The organism is Saccharothrix variisporea, assembly GCF_003634995.1.
GTDB classification, from domain to species: Bacteria; Actinomycetota; Actinomycetes; order Mycobacteriales; family Pseudonocardiaceae; genus Actinosynnema; species Actinosynnema variisporeum.
On sequence record NZ_RBXR01000001.1, the window covers coordinates 1454978 to 1476443 of the forward strand.

A 21466-nucleotide genomic window follows, 5' to 3' on the forward strand; every position below is an offset into this window, starting at 1 on the left:
ACCGAATGCCTTGGGGGAGGCGTCATGTCTGTTGTCCGGACGATTGCCGACGAACTGCACGAAACCCTTGCGCAGCGCACTCCGACCGCCGCCGCCCTGCGCGGCACACCCGGCGACGGCGACCGCCTGCCCGACTTCTCCGAGGACGCGGACGCCGAGTTCGACCTGGCGTTGGCGGCGCTGGGCCGGAAGGCCCGCGCGGTGGACCCGCAGGGGTTGACGACCACCGACCGGATCACCCGTGACGTGGTCCTCCAGCAGGTCGGGGCCGAGCGGGACCGGGTCGCGTGCCGGTGGGTGGAGTTCACCGTCAGCGACGTCGTGACGACCCCGGTGCCCGACCTGCTGCTCACCCTGGCCACCCTGCCCGTGGACACCCGCCGCCGACGCGCGGAGCACTTGCGGCGCATCCGGCAATTGCCGGAATTCTTCCGCACGCTCTCGGAACGGCACCGTGCCGGAATAGCCGCCGGCCGCACCCCGGTCGCGCGACTGGTGAAGGCCGCGATCGCGCATTTGGACAACCAGCTCGCCAACATCGACGACCTCTGCCATGGTCAAGGCCGGGAAATCGCGACCACCGCGATTCTGACCTATCGGGACATGCTGCTCGGCGAAGTCCTCCCCCACGGCCGCGACGACGACCACGCCGGCGTGTGCCGGCTGCCCGACGGGGAGGCGGCGTACGAGACGGCCGTGCGCGCCCACACCACCACCGCCCTGTCGGCGCAGCGGCTGCACCGGGTGGGGCTCGACGTGCTGGCGGGCCTGTCGGAGGAGTTCGCCGAGCTGGGGTGGCGGGTGTTCCGGACCGGGCACCTGCCCGACGTGTTCGCCCGGCTGCGCGACGACCCGGCGTTGCGCTGGCACGACGGCGCGGAGATGCTGGCAGCGGCCCGGGAGGCGGTGCGGCGGGCGGAAGCGGCCGCGCCGCGGTGGTTCCACCGCGTGCCGACCCGGCCGTGCGAGGTCGCGGCCTACCCGAAGTCCGGCTCGCCGACCACGCCCCCCGCGTACCGGACGGGTTCGCTGGACGGGTCGCGGCCGGGCACGTACTACCTCAACACCAAGCGCCCCGGCGAGCAGATGCGCTACAAGGCCGAGGTCACCGCGTTCCACGAGGGCGTGCCCGGCCACCACCTGGAAGTGTCGCTGCGGCAGGAACGGGCGGACCTGCCGGTGCTGCGGCGCACGGCGACCTTCGACGCGTTCGCCGACGGCTGGGCCCTGTACGCGGAACGGCTGGCCGACGAGATGGGCCTGTACTCCGACGACCTGTCCCGGCTGGGGATGCTGGCGCTGGACTGCCTGCGCGCGGCCCGGCTGGTGGTGGACACCGGCCTGCACGCCAACGGCTGGACCCGGCGCGGCGCGGTGGCGTTCCTGCGCGACCACACGCCGCTCGGGCACGCGGCCATCGAGGCGGAGGTGGACCGGTACCTGTCCGACCCGGGGCAGGCGCTCGCGTACCTGGTCGGGCGGCTGGAGATCCAGCGGCTGCGGGCGTCGGCGGAGCGGGCGCTGGGGTCGCGGTTCGACCCGCGGGACTTCCACGACGTGGTGCTGTCGGAGGGTCGGGTGCCGCTGGGGTCGCTGTCGGAACTGGTGACGGCGTGGACCTCGCGGCTGAACGTTGGCTGAGGGCACGGGTTTTCGAGTTGCCGTTCCGGCCGGGTGGTTGTCACGCTGCCGCTCGTGGACTGGCGGGTGTTGTTGATCGGCGGGGCGTCGGGGAGCGGCAAGAGCGCGTTGTCGTACCCGACCGCCCGCGCGCGGGGTGCGGCGTTGGTGGAGGTCGACGACCTGGTCGTGGCGACCCAGGCGGTGACGTCGGCGGACGCGCAGCCCGCCCTGCACTTCTGGCGCACGCACTCCGACGCCGGGCTGACCGCGGAGCAGGTGCTGGACGCGCAGGTGGCGCTGGCGCGGGCGCTGGAACCGGCGCTGGCGGCGGTGATCGAGAACCACCTGGACACCGACCTGCCGCTGGTGCTGGAGGGCGACTACCTGCTGCCGGAGTTCTGCGCGAAGTGGACCGGGCCGGAGGTGCGGTCGGTCGTGGTGGCCGAGCCCGACGCGGCCCAGCTGGAGCGCAACTACCTGATCCGGGAACCGTCGTCGGGCGCGCAGCGCAAGCGGGCCCAGGACAGCGCCCACTTCGGCACGTGGTTGGCGGGGGAGGCCGAACGGCACGGCATCCCGGTGCTGCCGGCGCGACCGTGGTCCACGGCCCTCGACCGGCTTGCGGCCGTTCTCCGCTGACCGGCTCCCGGAGCGGGCCCGTCCGGACCACCGGAACTGCGCGTCGGATCGACGGCCCAGTTGACGTATTCGGCATCGCGAAGTCCTTGATCCTTCCACCCGATCCGGGACCGGCGTAGAGGTCAGAGGCACTCTTTCGCACACCGCTCCACCGAGAGGGCCGAGATGACCGTTCTCGCTGCCGCGCCGCCGTCCCCGATCGGCGCGCACCAGATGCTCGTGTTCCTGCTCCAACTGGCCGTGCTGCTGGGTGCGGCCCTGGCGCTGGGCAAGCTCGCGGCCCGGTTCGGCTTGCCCAACGTGGTCGGCGAACTGGCCGCCGGTGTCCTGCTCGGCCCGTCGCTGCTGGCCCACGTCCTGCCCGGCCTGTCCGGCTGGCTGTTCCCCCCGGTGGCCACCCAGATCAACCTGCTCGACGCCGTGGGCCAGCTGGGGGTGCTGCTGCTGGTCGGGTTCACCGGCATGCACATCGACCTGCCGATGGTCCGGCGGCGGGGCGGCACCGCGCTGTGGGTGTCGCTGGGCGGGCTGCTCATCCCGTTGGCGGTCGGGGTCGCGGCCGGGTTGGCGCTGCCCGCCTCGCTGCTGTCCGGGCGCGACGACACGCTCGTGTTCGCGTTGTTCCTCGGCGTCGCCATGTGCGTCTCGGCGATCCCGGTGATCGCGAAGACGTTGGTGGAGCTGAACCTGTTGCACCGCAACATCGGCCAGCTCACCATCAGCGCCGCCGCCGTGGACGACATCGTCGGCTGGTCGCTGTTGTCGGTGGTGTCCGCGATGGCCACCACCGGGCTGCGCCTGGGCCACGTCGCCCTGACCCTCGGCAGCCTGGCCGCCGCGTTCCTCGTCGCGGTGCTCGTCGGCCGCCCGGCGGTGAAGAAGGCGCTGACCCTGGCCAACCGGTCGACCGACGCCGGCCCGACGGTCGCGGCCGTCGTGCTGCTGCTGGTCGCCTGCGCCGCCGGCACGCACGCGCTGGGGCTGGAGCCGATCCTGGGCACGTTCCTGTGCGGCATCCTGTTGAGCACCTCGGGCCTCCTGGACCGCCGCAAGCTCGCCCCGCTGCGCACGATGACCATGGCCGTCCTCGCACCGATCTTCTTCGCCACGGCGGGCCTGCGCATGGACCTGACCCTGCTGGGGCAGTGGCCCGTGCTGCTCTCGGCGCTCGTGGTGCTGGCGATCGCGGTCGGCGGCAAGTTCGCCGGGGCCTACCTGGGCGCCCGGCTGTCCAAGCTCACCCACTGGGAGGGCTTGGCGCTGGGCGCGGGGTTGAACGCGCGGGGTGTCATCGAAGTGATCGTGGCGATGGTCGGTTTGCGGGTCGGCGTGCTCACCACCGCCGGGTACACCATCGTCGTCCTGGTCGCCGTCGTGACGTCCCTCATGGCCCCGCCGATGCTGCGTTACGCCGTCAAGCACATCGACACCACCGAAGAGGAACGCGAGCGCGAACGCACCTTCGCGGGCTGACCAAGAGGGGCTGACCAAGCGCGGGCCGGGTGAGCTGCTCGACGGGGGGCAGCTCACCCGGCCCGCGCCGAAGGCACTGGGGAACAGACCGGCGGTCCGCTAGCCTGCTCGGCATGGAGTTCCGGCGGGCGCGGCGGCCCGAGCAGGTCGCGGCGCGGCGGGCCGCGATCCTGGACACCGCGGAGGCCATGCTCGGCGAGGTGCCGGTGACCGAGGTGAGCCTGCGCGAGCTGAGCTGCCGGGTGGGGCTGGCCAAGTCCAACGTGCTGCGGTACTTCGACAGCCGCGAGGCGGTCTTCCTCGGCGTGCTGGACCGCCGCTGGGGCGCGTGGCTGGACGACGTCGAGGCCGCGATCCGGGACGCCCCGGTGGAGCCCGTCCCCTACGGGCGGGCGATCGCGGTCGCCACGGCGGTGGCCGACTCCGTGCAGCGCCACCCGCTGCTGTGCGACCTGGTGGCGTCGATGGCGGGCGTGCTGGAGCGCAACATCGGCCTGGACACCGCCCGCGCGGTCAAGGCGCGGGCCACCGACCACACCGCGCGCCTGGCGGACCTGGTCCGCGCCGAACTCCCCCAGCTCGACGAGCCCGCCGCCACCCGGTTCGCCCGCTCGGTCCTGGTGGTCACCGCCGGGCTGTGGCCGCACGCGCACCCCACCGGCGAGGTCGCCCGCGCCGCCGCCGAGCTGGGCCTGCCGCCGGCCGCCGAGCTGTTCGCCGCCGACCTGCGCGAGGCCCTGGTGAACCAGCTCATCGGGCTGGTCGTCCGGTCCAGCTGACCGCGTACGATTAGAGACCACCGGTCCGTTAACGAGCCCACGAGCACGGAGGCGCCTCATGGCCACCACCGACGCCCCGCCCCGGCGGTCCGCCCGCCGCCGGACCGTGTTCCTCGCGGTGTTGACGGTGATCAGCACCCTGCTGTTCTGGGTGCCGTGGACCGGTCTGCTCGCGCCGAGCGCCCAGTGGCCGACAGCCGTGACCGTCATCGGCACGCTGGTGATCGCGGCGGGGTGGGTGGTGTTGCCGGTGACGGTGGTCCGCGCGTTCACCCGGGGCTCGGACGCCGCCACCCGGATCGCCATGCCGTTGCTGGGCATCGCGTGGATCGCGTTCGCCTGGACGCTGGTCACCCACCTGCTGCGGCTCGTGCTGGCGATCGCGGGCGTGGAGAACCCGTTCCGCGCGCGGCTGGTCGCGGTGCTGCTGCTGGCGATCGTGGTGACCCTGGCCCTCCACGGCCACCGGCAGGCCATGCGCGTGCCGCGCGTGCGCCGCCAGGACGTCGTGCTGCCGCGCCTGGACCCGGCGTTCGACGGCCTCACCATCGCTGTGCTCGCGGACACCCACTACGGCCCCATCGACCGCGCCGCGTGGTCGCGCCGGACCGTGCAGCGGGTCAACGAGCTGGGCGCCGACGTCGTCGTGCACGTCGGCGACATCGCGGACGGCACCGTCGAGCAGCGCCGCGACCAGTCGACGGCCTTGGGCGAAGTCCAAGCCCCGCAACGGTTCTACGTCTCCGGCAACCACGAGTACCTGAGCAACGCGCAGGCGTGGATGGAGCACATGGCCGAGCTGGGCTGGACCTCCCTGCACAACCAGCACCGCGTGCTCGAACGCGACGGGGCGCGGCTGGTGTTCGCGGGCATCGACGACATCACCGCCGCGCACTCCGGCGAGGAGGGCCACGGGGCCGACCTGGCGTCCGCGCTCGCGGGCGTCGAGCCGACCGACCCGGTGGTGCTGCTGGCGCACCAGCCCAGCGAGATCGGCAAGGCCGTCGAGGCGGGCGTGGACCTCCAGTTGTCCGGGCACACCCACGGCGGCCAGATCTGGCCGTTCCACCTGCTCGTGCGGCTCCAGCAGCCCGTGCTGCACGGCCTGTCCGAGCACGGCGACCGCACCCGCCTCTACACCAGCCGGGGCGCGGGGTTCTGGGGGCCGCCCTTCCGCGTGTTCGCGCCCTCCGAGATCTCGCTGCTGACCCTGCGCTCGCGCTGAACCCCCGCCGGATTCGACAGCGCGTGATCGGTCCACCACGAAACGCAACGACCGATAAGCTATTCGAATAACCGGAGAACCGATCACCATATGACCGGTTCGACCGTTCAGTGGATTTTCCGAAAGTCTGCCCGCCGCGTAGCGTTGCCGCCACCGGCGACCGCCCGCCGGTGAAGGGCAGGGGAACTTTCATGAGCAGCGAGAACACGGATGGCCGTGAATTCCTGGTCGTGGTGAACAACGAGGAGCAGTACTCGGTCTGGTTCGCCGACCGCGAGCTCCCGCTCGGCTGGCGCGCGGAGGGGACCGCGGGGACCAGGCAAGAGTGCTTGGACCACATCGCCGCGGTGTGGACGGACATGCGCCCCCGCAGCGTGCGGGAGCACCTCGCCGCGCACGGCGGCTGACCCGTTCCACCTTTCGAACCAGCACCTGTTTTGCGAGTGGCTGAATGCTGCCCGCGATTAGCCGGTCAATTCGGCGTGCTCATTTCTGGGGGAGGCTTCGGTGTACCCGGATCCGGTTGTCCGGACGACGCCCGCGCTGCCGTTGCAGAGCGGGATGATCGCCGCCGGTCTGCGTGACCCGGCCGCCGGCACGGACGTGATCCAGTGCGTGCAGCGGTTCGCCACGTCGGCGGACGCGCGGGCGTGCCTGGCGGCGTGGCGCAGGGCCGTCGAGCGGCACCCGGTGCTGCGGGCGCGGTTCCGGTGGCGGCCCGACGGGCAGGCCGAGCAGTGGTTCGGCTCGGCGGAGGACGTGCCGGTGCTCGCCGACGACGCCGACGACCCGGGGTTCGACCTGGACGGCTTCCTGGCCGCCGATCGGCGGCAGGGCGTGGACCCGGTGTCCGGGCCGCCGCTGCGGGTGCGGGAGCTGCCCGGCGGGGTCGTGGTCGCGACCTTCCACCACGCGGTCCTGGACGGGCGGTCGCTGGCGATCCTGCTCTCGGAGATCGACGACGACTGCGCTTCCGGCGGTACCGCGGTCTTCCCGGACCGCCCGGAGTTCGCCGACTACGTCCGCTGGTACGCCGAGCGCACCGCGCCGGAGCACCCGCTGGCCGCCCGCGACCGGGACTTCTGGGCGCGGGAGCTGGCCGACCTGCCCGAGCCGGGGCTGTTGCCGTTGGAGCACAACGGTTCCGCGACGCCGGTGATGGGCGTGGCTACCGCCGACCTGTCCGACGCCGAGACCGCCGCCGTGCGGGCCCTGGCCGCCATCGCGGGCGTCACGGTGAACACGGTCGTGCTGGCCGCCTGGGGTCTGGTGCTGGCCACGCACGCGCGCAGCCGCGAGGCGGTGTTCGGCGTGACCCGGGCGGCCCGGCACGGGTCGGTGCCCGGCGCGGAGGACATGGTGGGCCTGCTGCTGGCGACCGTGCCGCTGCGGCTGCCGGTGGACCTCGACGCGCCCGTGTCGCAGTGGCTGCGGACGGTCCGGGAGCGGTCGGTGGCCGCCCGCGACCACCAGCTGACGCCGTTGCCGGACATCCAGCGCGCCGCCGGGCACGACCAGCTCATGCGCAGCCTGGTGCTGTTCGAGCACCGCGAGATCAACACCGTGCTGTCCGCCCGACCCACCGCGCCCGCCGGCCGGACCGTGCGCATCCTGCGCAGCCCCGGCTACGCGATGACGCTGTACGCGTTCGCCGAGCCGCACTTGAGCCTGCAACTGATCCACGACACCACCCGGTTCCCCGACTGGGCGCCCGACGCGCTGCTCGGGCAGTTCCGGGAGCTGCTCGCGGGCATGGCCGAGGCGCCGGAGCGGCCGGTGCGGGAGCTGACCGAGCCGCGGGGCGCGGAGCTGGTGCGGCTGGTGGAGAAGTGGAACGACACGGCCGTGGAGTACCCGGCGGACGCGACCGTGCCGGAGCTGTTCGCCGAACAGGTGCGGCTGCGGCCCGACGCGGACGCCGTCCACTCCCCCGCCGGCTGGCTGTCCTACGCCGAACTGGACCGCCGCTCGAACCGGTTGGCGCACGCGCTGCTGGCGCGCGGGGCGCGGCCGGACGAGCCGGTGGGCCTGGCGCTGCCGCGCGGGGCGGACCTGGTGACCGCGATGCTGGCGGTGGTGAAGACGGGTGCGGCCTACCTGCCGCTGGACCCGGCGAACCCGGCGGCGCGCGACGCCGCGGCGTTGCGGGAGTCCGGGACCCGGCTCGTGGTGACCGACCGCGAACGTCCGCTGCCCGAAGGCGTTTCAAGTCTGCTGCTGTCCTCTGTGGATGGTCCGGACGGGCCGGTTCCGCGGCGGGCGCACCCGTTGAGCGTGGCGTACGTGAACTACACGTCCGGCTCGACCGGGCGGCCCAAGGGTGTGGCGGTGCCGCACCGGGGTGTCGTGCGGCTGGTGACACGGCCGACGTTCGCGCGGTTCGGGCCGGGCCAGACGTTCCTGCACCTGTCGGCGACCGCGTTCGACCTGACGACGCTGGAGGTGTGGGGCGCGCTGCTGACCGGCGGCCGGGTGGTGGCCGCGCCCGAGGGGCCGCCCGACCCGGCGGTGCTGGGTGCGCTGGTGCGCGAGCACGGGGTGAGCGTGCTGTGGCTGACCGCCGGGCTGTTCCACCAGGTCGTGGCGCACGCGCCGGAGGTGCTGGAGCCGGTGGCGCAACTGCTGGCCGGCGGTGACGTCCTCGCCCCGGACGCCGTGCGGGCGGCGCTGGTCGCGCGCGGCGGCAAGCCGGTGGTCAACGGGTACGGGCCGACCGAGAACACCACGTTCACCACGTGCGCCGTGCTCACCGACCCCCGGCAGGTCGGGGCCACGGTGCCGATCGGGACGCCGGTGCAGCGCAGCACGGTGTACGTGCTGGACGAGCGGATGCGGCCGGTGCCGGTGGGCGTGCCCGGCGAGCTGTACACCGGGGGCGCGGGGCTGGCGCGCGGGTACTGGGCCAACCCGGCGCTGACGGCGGACCGGTTCGTGCCGGACCCGTTCGGCGCGCCCGGCGGGCGGCTGTACCGGACCGGTGACCTGGCGCGGTGGCGGCCGGACGGGGTGCTGGAGTTCCTCGGGCGGGCGGACCAGCAGGTGAAGGTGCGCGGGTTCCTGGTGGAGCCGGCCGAGGTGGAGGGCGTGCTGCGGGAGTGCGCCGGGGTGGCGGAGGCCGTCGTGCTGCCGACCGGGGACGGCGAGGCCCGCCACCTGGTCGCGTACGTGACCGGCGCGGTGGACGTGCCCGCCGTGCGCCGGCACGTCGAGGCCCGATTACCGGCCTACCTGTGCCCCGCGCACTACGTGGTCCTGGACGAGCTCCCGTTGAACCGCAGCGGGAAGGTGGACCGGGCCGCGCTTCGCACCACCTCCCTGCCGGGGCGACGCACCGGCACCCCGCCCACGCCCGGGACGCAGCAACGCCTGGCCGGGCTGTGGCAGGCGCTGCTGGGCGGCCAGGAGGTGTACGCGGAGGACGACTTCTTCGCGGTCGGCGGCAACTCGCTGCTCGCGGTGCGGCTGGCGTTCCGGGTGCGCGAGGAGTTCGGCGTGGACGTGCCGGTCGCCGAACTGCACCGCGCCCGCACCCTGGCCGCGTGCGCGGCGGTCGTGGACGGCACCCGCAACGCCCGAACCCTGACCAGCATCACCCGCCGCGACCGGACCGCCTACCGCATCCCCGCACAACACACGCCTCGACGCGCCAAGCCCGAGGACCACCTCGTCGTCCCCCGGGGCACGGGCGAATGGGGCGTCTGGCGGTGGATCGAACTGCGGGGCACCGGGTTCGGCATCCAGCCGCTCCTGGACATCGCCTCCCCGGACGCCGCCCGCGCCGCCGAAACCGTCCTCGCCGCCGACGACGTGGTGAGCGAAGCCCGGTGGGCCGCGTTCAAGGCATTGCGAGTCGTCGAGGACGCGGCGCAGGGCGAAGAGCGCTCGGCACTGCGGCGCATCGGAAGGCTGGTGCGCAAGGGCCGGTTCGCCGACGCCAGGGCCGCGCTGGACGGTCCGCCCGACGTGGACGCCGCCCTGGCACGGGCCGCCCGAGCCGCCGCACGGCACGAAGCCGCGCTGGCCGAGTACACCGCCGTGTTCGAGCAGGGCCGGGAGCGCACGGCCGACGTCCTGCACCGGATCAGCGGGGACGCCAAGTTCCGGGAAGCGGTCGCCTGGCAGAACCCCCGCGCCCTCCAGACCGCCGTCGACGCCCTGCACCGCGACACGAGCCGGGTCCGCAACGTCGACCACCGGCGCTGGGAGCACACGGTCGTCAGCTACCTCCAGCGCTACTGCGCCAAGAACGACACCATCGGCTTCTTCGGCCCGGTCGGCTGGGCGCGCATCGCGGAAGGCGACGCGCTCACCGTCCGCCCCGGCCCCGACCTGGTGGACCGCCGCACGGTCTACCTGGAGAACTGGGCCGTCCACGAGCTCGCCGAGGCCCTCACCACCGACGCCGTCCGCCCGTGGGCGGTGCCGCGCCGGATGCCGTTCCTGGACCTCGACCACGACACCCTGCACGTCCCGCTGGCCGACCCGATCACGCTGCCGCCGCTGGAGGCCGCCGTGTTCGCCGCGTGCGACGGCCGCCGCCGGGCCGTGGACATCGCCGACCACCTCGACACCGACCGGCAGGCCGTCTTCGACACCCTGGAACGCCTGCGGCGGGCCAAGCGGATCGCGTGGACGCTGGAAGTGCCGCCGTCCGCGCTCAACCCCGAAGTGGCCCTGCGCAAGCAGATCGACGCCATCGACGACACCGCCACCCGGACCGAGGTCGCCGGCAAGCTCGACAGCGTCGAACGGGCGCGGGACGCGATCCGGCACGCGGTCGGCGACCCGGACCGGCTCGTCGCGGCGATCGGCGACCTCCAGGAGCAGTTCACCGCCATCACCGGCGCGGCGGCCGTGCGCCGACCGGGCCTGTTCTACGCGGGCCGGACGCTGGTGCACGAGGAGTGCCGCCGGGACCTGGAGGTCACGCTCTCCCCCGCCCTCCTCGACACCCTGTGGCCGGCCCTGGAACTGGTCCTCGAAGCCGCCCGCTGGTTCACCCGCGCCGGCGCGGCCCTCTACTCCCGCGCGCTGCGGGAGGTGTTCGGGAAGAACGCCGGCGGCCGGTCCGAGGTCCGGCTCGCGGACTTCTGGTTGTGGGCCAACGACACCATCTTCCGGCTGGACGACCGCCTGCTGGACCGCCTGGTCGCCGCGCTCCAACAGCGCTGGGCCACGGCGGTGGGCGACAGTCGCCGTGCCGCGGACGTGCGGGACGCCGTCTTCAAGGCCTTCGCGGCCCCCGGGCCCGGGTGGCGCGGCGCGGTGCAGCACAGCCCGGACGTGCTGCTCGCGGCGAAGGACGCGGACGCGGTCCGCAACGGGGACTTCCAGTGGGTGCTCGGCGAGGTCCACCCCGGCGTGAACACCATGCGGTCGGCGCTGTTCGTGTCCCAGCACCCCGACCCCGCGCAGCTGCGGCAGGCGATGGCACGGGACATGGCCGGCCCGCGGGTGGTGCTGACGACGACCCGGGAGCAGGGCGGCACGCCCCAGCGCCTCGCGGACGCCCTCGTGCTGCCGGAGGACCTGCGGATCGTGTTCGGGCACGACTCGTGCGGCCCGGACCTGGAGGGCGCGGTCCCGGTCGGCGCCTGCTCGGTGGTCGACGTCGGCGGGAAGCTCCGCGCCCGCAGCCGTGACGGCCGGGTGGACCTCGACCTGGTCGAGCTGCTCAACGAGCAGATCATGGCCCAGCTCGTGCAGCGGTTCCGGCTGCTGCCGGCGGGCGCGCACACCCCGCGCACCACGCTGGACCGGCTGGTGGTCACGCGGGAGGCCTGGCAGCTCGACGCCGCCGCCAGCCGGTTCGCCTTCGCCCCCGACGAGCCGAGCCGGTTCCTGGGCGCGCAGGCGTGGCGGCGGGAGCACGGCATCCCCCGGTTCGTGTTCGTCAAGAGCCCGGTGGAGCACAAGCCGTTCTACGCGGACCTGGAGAGCGGTCCGTCGGTGGAGCTGTTCGCGCACGCGGTGCGCGCGTTGGAGCGGGAGAAGCCGGACGCGCCCCTGGCCGTCGGCGAGATGCTGCCGGGGCCGGACGCGTTGTGGCTGACCGACGCGCACGGCAACCGGCACACCGCGGAGTTCCGGCTGGTCGCCGTCGACCGCCGGGGTTGGCACCAGGGAGGAACGCGGTGAGCACGGTGACCCCCGAACTGTTCCGGTTCCCGGCTTCGTCGGGGCAGCGCCGGCTGTGGCTGCTCGACCAGTTGATGCCGGCCGGCCCGGTCTACAACATCGGCTGGCGGGTGGCGTTGGACGGGCCGCTGGACCCCGACGCCCTGCGCGCGGCGCTGAACGCGGTCGTCGCCCGGCACGAGGCCTTGCGGACGCGGTTCGCCGACGAGGACGGCGTGCCGGTGCAGGTGGTGTCCGAGGCGCAGCCCGTGCCGCTGCCCGTCGTGGACACCGACGACGTGGACGGCGTGGTCAGGGCATTGGTCCGCGAGCCGTTCGACCTGCACACCGGTCCGCTGCTGCGGGCGACCCTGGTCAACCGGGACGTGCTCGTCCTGGTGCTGCACCACAGCATCGCGGACGGCTGGTCGTGCGCGGTGCTGTTCGACGAGCTGGCGCGCTGCTACGCCGGGGACGCCGACCTGCCGGAGCTGCCCGTCCAGTACCCGGACTACGCGCTGTGGCAACAGGACCAGGTCGAGGCCGGCGCGTTCGCCGACGACGCCCGCTACTGGTCCGAGGCCCTGCGCGGCGCGCCGACCGTGCTGCCACTGCCCACCGATCACCCGCGCCCGGCCTCCCCCACCGGGCGCGGGGCCGAGCTGCGGCGCGAACTGGCTGTGTCCGACGGGTCGTTCGCGCACCTGCTCGCCCTGTTCCAGTGCGTGCTGCACCGGGTCACCGGCCAAGCCGACTTCCTGGTCGCCACGCCGGTGGCCGCGCGCACCCGTCCCGAGACCGAGGGCTTGGTCGGGTTCGTCGCCAACACGTTGCCGCTGCGAGCGACCTTCGAGCCGGAGACCACCTTGGGTGAGGTCGTGCGGGCCGCCGAGCAGGCGACCGTGGCGGCGCTGGAACACCAGGACCTGCCGTTCGAACAGGTCGTGGACCTGGTCGCGCCCGAGCGGACCTTGGCGCACGCGCCGCTGGTGCAGGTGATGTTCGCCGTGGAGCCGTTGCCGCCGGCGCGGCAGGCGGGCGCGCTGACCCTGCGGCCGGAGCCGGTGGCCAACGGTGGCGCGAAGTTCGACCTGTCCCTGACCGTGGAGCGCGACGGGGACACATGGTTCGGCCGGTGGCAGTACGACGCCGAGCTGTTCGACGAACCGACGATCGCCGCTCTGCACAACGCTTTCGCCACGCTCACCGCGGGCGTCGACACCGGCACGAAGGTCGCCGAACTGCCCCTCACCACGACTCCCACGCCCCAAACCCCTTCCCAGTCCGAGGAAACCGCGCTGGAGGTGGTCACCCGCGCGCTCGCCGCGCACCCGGACGCCGTGGTGGAGAAGCTGACCTACCGGGAACTGGACCGGGCCGCCAACCGCTTGGCGCACGGCCTCAAGGCGGTCGGCGCACGCCCGGACGATCCGGTGGCGCTGTGCCTGGAGCGGGGCGAGCCCACGATCATCGGCATCCTCGCCGCGTGGAAGGTCGGCGCGGGCTACCTGCCGTTGGACCCGTCGTGGCCGGTCGAGCGCCTGACCACGATGGCGGCGGACGCCGGAGCGCCGGTCGTGGTCACCGACGCGGCCTCGCGCGAGAAGACCGGTGTGCTGCGCGGACCGTGGGCGACCGTGGACATCACCGACGCCACCGGCCCGAGCACCCCGCCGCGTGCCGTGCCCCCGATCCCGGAAAGCCTGGCGTACATCATCTACACCTCCGGCTCCACCGGGAAACCGAAGGGCGTCCGCGTCACGCAAGGCGGCCTGGCCGCGCTGCTGACCTCGATGGACCGCCTGCTGGACCTGTCCCCCGACGACCGCTTGGCCTCCATCAGCACGCCCGCGTTCGACGTCTCCACGGTGGAGATGCTGGTGCCGCTGATGAGGGGCGCCGGGTTCACCGCGCTCCCGGCGGCGGACGTGGCCGACGGAGCGCTGCTGCGGCAACGGATCGCCGAGTCCGGGGCCACGGTCGTGCAGGGCGGTCCGGCGAGCTGGCGGATGGTCGTGGCGGCCGGTGGCGTGCCCGCGCGGGTCCGGCTGCGGGTGACCGGCGGCGAGGTGCTGACCCGGGACCTCGCCGACGACCTCCAGTCCGACGCGGCCACCCTGGTCGACGGCTACGGCCCCACCGAGACCACCGTGTACTCGACGGCCGGCGTGGTGCCGCCCGGCCCCGCGCCGATCCGGCTCGGCCCGGCGGTCGACGGCACCACCCTGCACGTGCTGGACCCGTTGCTGCGCCCGGTCCTGCCGGGTGTGATCGGCGAACTGCACATCGGCGGCGCGGGGGTCGCCCGCGGTTACCACGGCCTGCCCGCGCTGACCGCGGACCGGTTCCTGCCCGACCCGTTCGGCGGCGGACGCCTCTACGCCACCGGCGACCTGGTCCGGCCCCGCGCGGACGGGTCGCTGGAGTTCCTGGGCCGCGCCGACCGGCAGGTCAAGATCCGCGGGTTCCGCATCGAACCCGGCGAGGTCGAAGCCGTGCTGCGGGCGCACCCGGCCGTGGCCGACGCCGTGGTCACCACGTGGTCGGCGGGCCCGGCGGACGTCCGGCTGGTCGCGCACGTCGTGCTGCGCCGGCCCGTTCCCGACCTGCGCCCGCACCTGGCGGCCAGACTGCCCGAGTACATGATCCCGGCGGCCGTGGTCGAGCTGCCCGCGTTGCCGCGCACGGGGACCGGCAAGATCGACCGGGCCGCGCTGCCCGAGCCCACGTGGACCGGGGCGGCCACCGAGCACGTGCCACCGCGCGACGAGGTCGAGGCGGCGCTGGCCGCGATCTGGCGGGAGGTGCTGAGCCTGCCGGGCGACGTCGGCGTGCACGACAACTTCTTCGCCCTGGGCGGCCACTCCCTGACCGCGACCCAGATGCTGGCCCGCGTCCGCACGTCCCTGGGCGCGGACCTGCCGCTGGCGGCCCTGTTCGCCACGCCCACGATCGCGGGCCTGCGGTCGGCCCTGGAGACGGCGGACACCGGCGCACGCGGCCCCGCACCCCTGCTGGACCAGCTGGACGACCTGTCCGACGAGGAGATCGACCGCCTGCTGGGCACGCTGACCGAGGACGAGCTATGAGCAACGCGGTGGTGGTGGGCGCGGGCTTGGCGGGTTCGCTGGTGTCCGTCTACCTCGCTCGGCGCGGGTTCGCGGTCCGGGTGCTGGAACGGCGAGAGGATCCGCGCACGCCCGGCACGCGTGAGGCCGGTCGGTCGATCAACCTCGGCCTGTCCCAGCGCGGGATCGTGGCGCTCAGGGAAATCGGGCTCCTGGACGCGTTGAAGCCGCTGACCGTGCCGATGCGGGGCCGGGTCGTGCACTCACCCGACGGGGCACTCCGGTTCCAGCCCTACGGCACCGATGACGACCAGATCCTGCACTCCGTGCTGCGCCACGACCTCAACGTTGCCCTGATCGACGAAGCCGAGAAGCAGGGCGTCGAGTTCCTGTGGCGCCACAAGGTCGTCGGCGTGGACCGCGACAAGCCTTCCGTGGCGACCGACGCCGGCGAGTTCGAGGCCGACCTGGTGATCGGCGCGGACGGGGCGTTCTCCGCCGTGCGCACCCACCTCGGCCGGGGCCGCCGGACGACCCTGCACCAGGAGTACCTGGAATGGGGCTACAAGGAGCTGCTGATCCCGGTCGGCGACGACGGCGAGCCGCGCACCGAACTGCGGGCGCTGCACGTGTGGCCGGGTGACGACGGGCTCATCGTCGCCCACCCCAACGCGGACGGCTCGCTCACCGCCACGATGTTCCTGCCGTTCGAGGGGCCGCACGGGTTCGCCGGGCTCGACACGCCCGCACGGGTCCGGGAGTTCCTCGCCCGCCGCTTCCCCGACACGCTGACGCTCATCCCGGACGTGGTGGAGCAGTTCCTGGCCCACCCGCCCGCGAACCTGGTCACCATCCGCACCGCGCCCTGGCACTCGTCCACGGGCGGGGGCCGCGGGGTGGTGCTGCTGGGCGACGCCGCGCACGCGGTGTACCCGTTCTTCGGCCAGGGCATGAACGCGGCCTTCGAGGACTGCTCGGTCCTCGACCGCTGCCTGGCCGCCCACCCGCACGACCTGCCGAAGGCGCTGGCCGCCTTCGAGGACGCGCGCCGGCCGCACACCGACGTGCTCGCGGAGCTGTCCCGGCGCAACTTCGTGGAGCTGCGCGCCAAGCTGCGCTCGCCGCTGTTCCTGGCCCGCAAGAAGGCCGACCTGGTGCTGCACCGGCTGTTCCCGCGCTCCTGGGTGCCGCTCTACACCCTGATCGCCCACACGACCACGCCCTACGGCGAAGCCCTGGCCCGCTCGAAGCGCCAGGACCGCCTGCTGGCGACAACGACCGCGCTCCTGTGTCTGATTGCCGCGACTTCGTCGCGGCGGCTCGGCCGCCTGGTGGGTCGGCTCATCGCGCCGCCTCGCGGCAGAAGGCAGGTGAGATGATGCTGGTCCACCCGACCCGGCGGGCCCACCCTCTGGTCGAGCCGTCGGACTTCCTCGCCGAGAAGCTCCCAGACGAGGTCGCCGCCCACGAAGGCGCGCTGCGGACGGTGTTCGCGTGGGCGGGCGACTACCTGTGCTCCCCGCACCCCGACCTGGGCCGGCGCGGCGACGTGTGCCCGTTCACCGACACGTCGATGCAGAAGGGCCTGTTCTTCCTGTCCGTGCACCCCGGCCGCCCGACCGAGCCGGCCGAGCTGGCGGACCTGCTGCTGCACTACCGCGACTGGTTCGCCGAGCTGGAACCCCGCTCCGGGCCGGGCGCGCAGTTCAAGACGATCCTGGTGCTGTTCCCCGAACTGGCCGACTGGTCCGTCGTGGACCGCACGCAACAACTGCTCAAGCCCGAGTACACCGCGAACGGCCTGATGGTCGGCGAGTTCCACCCCGGCCCGCCGGACAAGGCCGGCCTGTGGAACCCGGTGTTCCGGCCGCTGAACAGCCCGGTGCCCATGCTGGCCATCCGGCACATGGTGCCCACGGACTTCCCGTTCCTGCGGGACGACGACGTGACCCTCGCCGCGTACCTGGAGCGCTTCGGCGACCGGGTGCCCACGCACCTGCGCGGTGACGTCCGCGCCGCCGCCGACCGACTCGCCACGTCCGGGAGCTGACCATGACCCACCCCGACGCCGGGTCCGCCGCGCGCAAGCGGGAACTGCTGGCCCGCCGGCTGCGGGAACGCGCGGCGAAACCAGCCGCCTACCCGTTGTCGTTCGGGCAGCAACGCCTGTGGTTCCTGGAGAAGTTCGCCCCCGGCGGCGCGGTCTACAACATCCCGCTGGGCCTGCGCCTGCGCGGACCGCTGGACAAGGCCGCACTTCGCAAAGCCTTGGACGCCGTGGTGGGCCGGCACGCGGCCCTGCGCACCACCTTCCCCGACTCCGGCGGCGAGCCCGTGCAACTGGTCGCGCCGACCGGCGTGGCCACCCTCGAAGACTTCGAGTTGCCCGAGGGCGACCGGGACGCCGTGGCGCGGGCGTTCGCCGACCAGCGCGGCGCGGTGGGCTTCGACCTCCAGCGCGGACCGCTGTTCACGGCCTCCCTGGGCCGGTTCGCCGACGACGACCACGTGCTGGTGCTCAACCTGCACCACATCACCTCCGACGCCTGGTCGCTGTCGGTGCTGCTGGGCGAGTTGGGCGAGGGGTACGCGGCGGCGCTGGACGGGCGGGCTCCCCACCTGCCCGAACTGCGGTTGCAGTACCCGGACTTCGCGGTGTGGCAACGGGACCGGATGGCCGGCGAGCTCGCGGCGACCTACCTCGACTACTGGGCCCGGCACCTCGACGGCGCTCCCGAACTGCTGACCCTGCCCACCGACCGGCCGCGCCCGGCCGTGAGCACCTACCGGGGCGCGCTGCGGTACGGACACGTCCCGGCGGGCACGCTCACCGCACTGGAGTCGTTGGCGCGCAGGCACGGCGTGACCCTGTTCATGGTGCTGCTGGCGGCTTTCGCGGCCCGACTGGGCCGGTTGGCGGGCCAGGACGACGTGGTCGTCGGCACCCCGGTCGCCGGACGCTCCCACCCGGACCTGGAGAACCTGATCGGGTTCTTCGTCAACACGCTCGCCCTGCGCACCTCGGTCGCCGGCGACCCGACCTTCGCCGAGCTGCTGGAGCGCGCCAAGAAGTCCACCGTGGATGGTCTCGCGCACGCCGAGCTGCCGTTCGAACGGCTCGTGGAACACCTGCGCCCCCAGCGCAGCCTGGGCCACGCGCCGCTGTTCCAGGCCCAGCTCATCCTCCAGAACACGCCACCGCTCGCCATCGGCCTGCGCGGGCTGACCGTCGAGTCCATCACGCCGGACCCCGGCGTCTCGAAGTTCGACATCACGGTGGCCGCCGAGCGGCGCGGCGACACGCTCGCGCTGGGTGTCGAGTACAGCACGGACCTGTTCGACGAGCCCACCATCGTCGACTTCACCGACCGCCTGATCGCCCTGCTCACCGCCGCCGCCGAGCACCCCGGGCGGCGGATCTCCGAACTGGACGCGCTGACCGGCGTGCGCCGCCGGGAGGTGCTGGAGGGGTTCAACGCCACCGACCTGCTGCTACCGGCGGCCACCACCGCGCTCGACCTGATCGCCGGAGAGCCCGACGCGCCCGCAGTCGGTCCGGTGACCTACCGTGAGCTGGGCGAGCGCTCGGACCACATCGCGGCACTGCTGCAAGCACACGGCGTGGGCCGGGGTTCGCTGGTCGCCCTGCACTTGCCGCGCACACCGGACCTGGTGGCGGCCGTCCTGGGCGTGTGGAAGGCGGGCGCGGCCTACGTCCCGCTCGACCCGGGCTGGCCGTCGAACCGGCTCGCGTCGATGCTCGCGGACTCCGGTGCCGAGGTCGTGCTGACCGACCCGGCGCTGGAACCGTTGCCGTGCAGGACGATCCTTGCTCTTGGGGATGTCGTGCCGGCCACGCCGCAGCCGTGTCCGGTGCACGCCGAAGACCTCGCGTACGTGATCTACACGTCCGGTTCGACCGGTACGCCCAAGGGTGTCGAGGTGCCGCACCGGGCGGTGGTGAACCTGCTGGTGTCGTTCCGGAAGCTGTTCGGCCCGACCCCGCGGGACCGGCTGGCGGCCGTCACCACGTTGTCGTTCGACATCTCCGTGCTGGAACTCCTGCTCCCCCTCACCGCCGGCGCGTCGGTCGCGGTGGTGCCGCCGGAGGTCGCCGCGGACGGCCCGGCGTTGCGGGACGCGCTCGCCGGCGTGACCGTGCTGCAAGCGACTCCGGCCACGTGGCGGCTGCTGGTCGAAGCGGGTGGCGTGCCGGACCACGTCACCACGAGGATCTGCGGCGGCGAAGCACTCCCCCGCGACCTCGCCGACGACCTGCTGACCGCCGACTCCGTGCTGTGGAACGTCTACGGCCCCACCGAGACCACCGTGTGGTCGGCCGCCGGGCTCGTCGCCCCCTCCCCCGCACCGGTCGTGCTCGGCCCGCCCATCGGCAACACCCGCCTCTACGTCCTCGACGCCGGCCTGGAGCCCGTGCCGCCGGGGGTGGTGGGCGAGCTGCACATCGGCGGGCTCGGCGTGGCGCGCGGCTACCACGACCGGCCGGACCTGACCGCGAGCCGGTTCGTGCCCGACCCGTTCGCCAGCACGCCGGGTGCACGCCTGTACGCGACCGGGGACCTGGTCCGGCACCGGGCGGACGGCACGCTGGAGTTCCTGGGACGGGCCGACCACCAGGTCAAGGTGCGCGGGTTCCGGATCGAGCCGGGCGAGGTCGAGGCCGCCCTGCTGGCCACCGGCGAGGTGCGGCAGGCCGTGGTGGTGCCGAGGGACGCCCGGCTGGTCGCCTACCTGGTCACCGACCACCCGATCGACTGGGCACGGCTGCGGGCGGCGCTGGCGGAGCGCTTGCCGGACTACATGCTGCCCGCGACCGCCGTCGTGCTCGACGCGTTCCCGTTGACCCCCAACGGGAAGATCGACCGCAAGGCACTGCCCGAGCCGGACTGGACGGCCGCCGGCGACCGGGTCCCGCCGCGCAACGCGGTGGAGGAGGTGCTGGCGGACATCTGGCGCGAGGTGCTGGCGATACCCGAAGTCGGCGTGCACGACGACTTCTTCGCCCTGGGCGGGCACTCGCTGCTCGCGGCCAAGGCGTTGGCGCGCGTGCACGGGGCGTTCGCGGTGGCGGTGCCGATCGGCCGGATGTTCGCCGCGCCGACCGTCGCCGGACTGGCGTCCACCTTGCTGGCGCTGGACGAACCGGACCGCATCACGGCCGTCGCCGAACTGCGGGTGCAGCTCGCGGGACTGTCCGACGACGAGGTCGCGGCCATGCTCGGGGAGGGCTCGTGAAGCGGTTCGCCGTGGTGTGGGCGGGGCAGCTGGTCAGTGTGATCGGCTCGGCGCTGACCGCGTTCGTGCTGGGTGTGTGGGTGTACCTGGGCACGGGCTCGGTGACGCAGTTCGTGCTGATCCAGTTCTGCGCGGTGGTGCCGGGCATCCTGCTCGCGCCTTACGCGGGCGCGGTGGCCGACCGGTACGACCGGCGCAAGATCATGCTCCTCGCCGACAGCGGCGCGGGTGTGGTGACCGCGTTGCTGCTGGTGTCGGTGAGCACGGGTTCGCTTGCCGTCTGGCACGTGTATGTGGCGTCGGCTTTGACGGCCACGCTGAACTCGTTCCACCTCATCGCGTACCAGGCCCTGGTGCCCGCGCTGGTGCCGCCGGAGCACCTGGGCCGGGTCAACGGCCTGATGCAGCTCACCCAGGGCGTGCAGATCGCCGCGCCGCTGGTGGCGGGTGCGCTGCTCGGCCTGGTCGGACTGCGCGGCGTGCTGGTCATCGACGTGGTGTCGATGGTCTTCGCGGTCGCCGCGCTGCTGCTGGCCCGGCTTCCCGCGGGCGCGAGCGGGAGCCGGGGCAGCGGTGCTCAAGGGCTGGGCGCGGGACTGCGGTGGCTGCGGGGTGCGCCGGGGCTGTTCACGCTGTGCGCGGTGTTCGGGGTGTGGAACTTCCTGTTCGCCGTGGCGGGCGGGCTGGTGCAGCCGCTGATCCTGTCGTTCTCCTCGCCGGCGACGCTGGGCGTGCTGATGGCGGCCGGTGGCAGCGGGCTGTTCCTCGGCGGTCTGGTGATGGGCGCGTGGGGCGGGCCGAAGCGGCGGGTGCTGGGCATCTACGCCGGGCTGGGCCTGGGCGGGGTGTTCCTGGTCTTGCACAGCCTCGCGCCCTCGCCGTGGCTGATCGGGGTGGCCGCGCCGGCGTTCCTGTTCACGTTGCCGTTGATGAACACGTGCTGCGTGACGTTGTTGCAGACCAAGGTGGACAAGGACGTGCTGGGCCGGGTGCTCGGCGTGGTGCGGACCCTGTCCACGGCGGCGATGCCCGTCGCCTACCTGGTGATCGGTCCGCTGTCCGACGGCGTGGCCGAGCCGCTGATGGCCCCTGACGGCGCGTTGGCGTCGACGCTGGGCGCGGTCATCGGCACCGGCGAGGGGCGCGGTATCGCCCTGATCTTCCTCGTGGTCGGCGTGCTGATGCTGGCGCTGACCGCGTTCGCGTGGTCGCGGCCCCGGCTGCGGACCGTGGACGACCTGCCCGACGCGGTGACCCCAGAGAAGGCCAACACGTGAGGACGCACT

12 protein-coding genes are annotated in these 21466 nt (G+C 73.6%); all 12 read left to right on the plus strand.

Annotated features, from left to right (window positions below; all coding sequences use genetic code 11):
* Nucleotides 1-24 precede the first annotated feature (24 nt).
* The 12 genes from DFJ66_RS06330 (at nucleotide 25) to DFJ66_RS06385 (ending at nucleotide 21457) form a co-directional block, all read left to right on the plus strand.
* Nucleotides 25-1641, plus strand: coding sequence for a DUF885 domain-containing protein (locus DFJ66_RS06330; protein WP_121218831.1), 1617 nt, complete (start codon nucleotides 25-27; stop codon nucleotides 1639-1641).
* A gap of 54 nt (nucleotides 1642-1695) precedes the next feature.
* Nucleotides 1696-2262, plus strand: a complete 567-nt coding sequence (locus DFJ66_RS06335; protein WP_246029609.1) for a hypothetical protein — start codon at nucleotides 1696-1698, stop codon at nucleotides 2260-2262.
* A gap of 165 nt (nucleotides 2263-2427) precedes the next feature.
* Nucleotides 2428-3735, plus strand: a complete 1308-nt coding sequence (locus DFJ66_RS06340) for a cation:proton antiporter (RefSeq protein ID WP_121218835.1) — start codon at nucleotides 2428-2430, stop codon at nucleotides 3733-3735.
* A 113-nt stretch (nucleotides 3736-3848) separates the two neighbouring features.
* The gene (locus DFJ66_RS06345; protein ID WP_121218837.1) at nucleotides 3849-4514 is read left to right on the plus strand and encodes a TetR/AcrR family transcriptional regulator; all 666 of its coding nucleotides are present in this window, start codon (nucleotides 3849-3851) and stop codon (nucleotides 4512-4514) included.
* 58 nt (nucleotides 4515-4572) lie between these two features.
* Nucleotides 4573-5739 (plus strand): metallophosphoesterase, encoded by a 1167-nt coding sequence (locus DFJ66_RS06350; RefSeq protein WP_121218839.1) that lies wholly within the window; start codon nucleotides 4573-4575, stop codon nucleotides 5737-5739.
* A gap of 191 nt (nucleotides 5740-5930) precedes the next feature.
* Complete coding sequence (locus DFJ66_RS06355; RefSeq protein ID WP_121218841.1) at nucleotides 5931-6146, plus strand: MbtH family protein; 216 nt, start codon at nucleotides 5931-5933, stop codon at nucleotides 6144-6146.
* Between the two features lie 100 nt (nucleotides 6147-6246).
* Nucleotides 6247-11877: a non-ribosomal peptide synthetase gene (locus DFJ66_RS06360; protein WP_147459181.1), complete on the plus strand. Its 5631-nt coding sequence runs from the start codon at nucleotides 6247-6249 to the stop codon at nucleotides 11875-11877.
* Nucleotides 11874-14945 (plus strand): non-ribosomal peptide synthetase, encoded by a 3072-nt coding sequence (locus tag DFJ66_RS06365; protein WP_211351008.1) that lies wholly within the window; start codon nucleotides 11874-11876, stop codon nucleotides 14943-14945. Before DFJ66_RS06360 ends, DFJ66_RS06365 begins: the two co-directional genes overlap by 4 nt.
* Nucleotides 14942-16303, plus strand: a complete 1362-nt coding sequence (locus DFJ66_RS06370) for an FAD-dependent oxidoreductase (protein ID WP_121218845.1) — start codon at nucleotides 14942-14944, stop codon at nucleotides 16301-16303. The genes DFJ66_RS06365 and DFJ66_RS06370 overlap by 4 nt, the downstream gene beginning before the upstream one ends.
* Entirely contained in the window at nucleotides 16303-16974 is a 672-nt protein-coding gene (locus DFJ66_RS06375; protein ID WP_121218848.1) for a DUF6875 domain-containing protein, read from the plus strand. Before DFJ66_RS06370 ends, DFJ66_RS06375 begins: the two co-directional genes overlap by 1 nt.
* Nucleotides 16975-16976: 2 nt before the next feature.
* Entirely contained in the window at nucleotides 16977-20180 is a 3204-nt protein-coding gene (locus DFJ66_RS06380; protein WP_121218851.1) for a non-ribosomal peptide synthetase, read from the plus strand.
* On the plus strand, nucleotides 20177-21457 hold the full coding sequence (locus DFJ66_RS06385) for an MFS transporter (protein WP_121218853.1): 1281 nt from the start codon (nucleotides 20177-20179) through the stop codon (nucleotides 21455-21457). Before DFJ66_RS06380 ends, DFJ66_RS06385 begins: the two co-directional genes overlap by 4 nt.
* Nucleotides 21458-21466 lie beyond the last annotated feature (9 nt).

Excerpts from the sequence above, each read along its gene's own strand:
- DFJ66_RS06330 (WP_121218831.1), top strand. The coding sequence starts at position 25 with ATGTCTGTTGTCCGGACGATTGCCGACGAACTGCACGAAACCCTTGCG.
- DFJ66_RS06340 (WP_121218835.1), top strand. The coding sequence starts at position 2,428 with ATGACCGTTCTCGCTGCCGCGCCGCCGTCCCCGATCGGCGCGCACCAG.
- DFJ66_RS06345 (WP_121218837.1), top strand. The coding sequence starts at position 3,849 with ATGGAGTTCCGGCGGGCGCGGCGGCCCGAGCAGGTCGCGGCGCGGCGG.
- DFJ66_RS06350 (WP_121218839.1), top strand. The coding sequence starts at position 4,573 with ATGGCCACCACCGACGCCCCGCCCCGGCGGTCCGCCCGCCGCCGGACC.
- DFJ66_RS06355 (WP_121218841.1), top strand. The coding sequence starts at position 5,931 with ATGAGCAGCGAGAACACGGATGGCCGTGAATTCCTGGTCGTGGTGAAC.
- DFJ66_RS06370 (WP_121218845.1), top strand. The coding sequence starts at position 14,942 with ATGAGCAACGCGGTGGTGGTGGGCGCGGGCTTGGCGGGTTCGCTGGTG.
- DFJ66_RS06375 (WP_121218848.1), top strand. The coding sequence starts at position 16,303 with ATGCTGGTCCACCCGACCCGGCGGGCCCACCCTCTGGTCGAGCCGTCG.
- DFJ66_RS06380 (WP_121218851.1), top strand. The coding sequence starts at position 16,977 with ATGACCCACCCCGACGCCGGGTCCGCCGCGCGCAAGCGGGAACTGCTG.